1 protein-coding gene and 1 pseudogene are annotated in these 1801 nt (G+C 66.9%); both read left to right on the top strand.

Going from position 1 to position 1801, the window contains the following annotated elements; translation table 11 throughout:
• A pseudogene (fusA, locus tag ACOJUF_RS23115) lies at window positions 1-450 on the top strand (elongation factor G); the annotation flags it as partial.
• A gap of 253 nt (window positions 451-703) precedes the next feature.
• Window positions 704-1801 (top strand): elongation factor Tu (gene tuf / locus ACOJUF_RS23120; RefSeq protein WP_420124161.1); only part of this gene is annotated, 1098 nt, incomplete at its 3' end.

The following is a 1801-nucleotide window of genomic DNA, read 5'->3' on the forward strand; positions in this document are numbered from 1 at the left end:
GCGCAGGACTCCCTGCAGTACGGCGTGCTGGCCGGGTACCCGATGCTCGGGGTCAAGCTGACCCTGGTCGACGGTGCCTACCACGAGGTCGACTCCTCGGAAATGGCGTTCAAGATCGCCGGTTCGATCGCCATGAAGGAAGCCGCCCGGATGGCCAAGCCGGTGCTGCTCGAGCCGATGATGAACGTCGAGGTCGTGACGCCCGAGGACAACATGGGCGACGTGATCGGTGACCTGAACTCCCGTCGTGGGCAGATCCAGGGCATGACCGAGCGCTCCGGCGCCCGGGTCGTCACCGCCCTGGTGCCGCTGTCGGAGATGTTCGGCTACGTCGGCGACCTGCGGTCCAAGACCGCCGGGCGGGCCTCGTACTCGATGGTGTTCGACTCCTACGCGGAGGTGCCGGCGAGCGTGGCGAAGGAAATCATCGCCAAGGCGACCGGGGAGTGAGCCGCGGGCCACGGCCCGCGCGCGCATCCATCGCACAACTTCATATCCAGGGGTCCGGATGGCCCCGGCGGCATCGACCGCGCGGCCATCCGTACCCTGCACAGTCGGGGTGGTGGGGCCCATCGGTTCCCACCATCACGGGTCCGGACCAGCAGGTTCGGTCCAGATCCACCAGTCCGCCTGACGCACTGACTGCCGCCATCAGCGGCAGAAGTCGCAAGGCGCAACGCAACAGTCCTGAGGAGGACCAGCAGTGGCGAAGGCGAAATTCGACCGGAGCAAGCCGCACGTCAACATCGGCACCATCGGCCATGTCGACCACGGCAAGACCACCCTGACCGCGGCCATCACCAAGGTCCTGGCGGACAAGTACCCGACCCTGAACCAGGCCTCGGCGTTCGACCAGATCGACAAGGCGCCGGAAGAGCGTCAGCGCGGCATCACCATCAACATCGCGCACGTCGAGTACCAGACCGAGAAGCGTCACTACGCCCACGTGGACGCCCCGGGTCACGCCGACTACATCAAGAACATGATCACCGGCGCGGCGCAGATGGACGGCGCCATCCTGGTCGTGGCGGCCACCGACGGCCCGATGCCGCAGACCAAGGAGCACGTGCTGCTGGCCCGCCAGGTCGGCGTGCCCTACATCCTGGTCGCGCTGAACAAGTCCGACATGGTCGACGACGAGGAGATCCTGGAGCTCGTCGAGCTCGAGGTCCGCGAGCTGCTGTCCTCGCAGGAGTTCCCGGGCGACGACGCGCCGGTCATCCGCACCTCCGGCCTGAAGGCCCTCGAGGGTGACCCGAAGTGGGTCGCCACCGTCGAGGAGCTCATGGACGCGGTCGACGAGTCGATCCCGGAGCCGGAGCGCGACACCGACAAGCCGTTCCTGATGCCGATCGAGGACGTCTTCACGATCACCGGTCGTGGCACCGTCGTCACCGGCAAGGTCGAGCGCGGCACGATCAACGTGAACTCCGAGGTCGAGATCGTCGGCATCAAGCCGAAGTCGTTCAAGACCACGGTCACCGGCATCGAGATGTTCCGCAAGCTGCTCGACTCGGCCCAGGCCGGCGACAACGCCGGTCTGCTGCTGCGCGGCACCAAGCGCGAAGAGGTCGAGCGCGGCCAGGTCGTCGTCAAGCCGGGTTCGATCACCCCGCACACCGAGTTCGAGGCCCAGGTCTACATCCTGGGCAAGGACGAGGGCGGCCGGCACACGCCGTTCTTCAACAACTACCGCCCGCAGTTCTTCTTCCGCACCACCGACGTGACCGGCGTGGTGAACCTCCCCGAGGGCACCGAGATGGTCATGCCGGGCGACACCACCGAGATGACGGTCTCGCTG

This window comes from Nakamurella sp. (genome assembly GCF_048594475.1).
In the GTDB taxonomy this organism is placed as follows: Bacteria; Actinomycetota; Actinomycetes; order Mycobacteriales; family Nakamurellaceae; genus Nakamurella.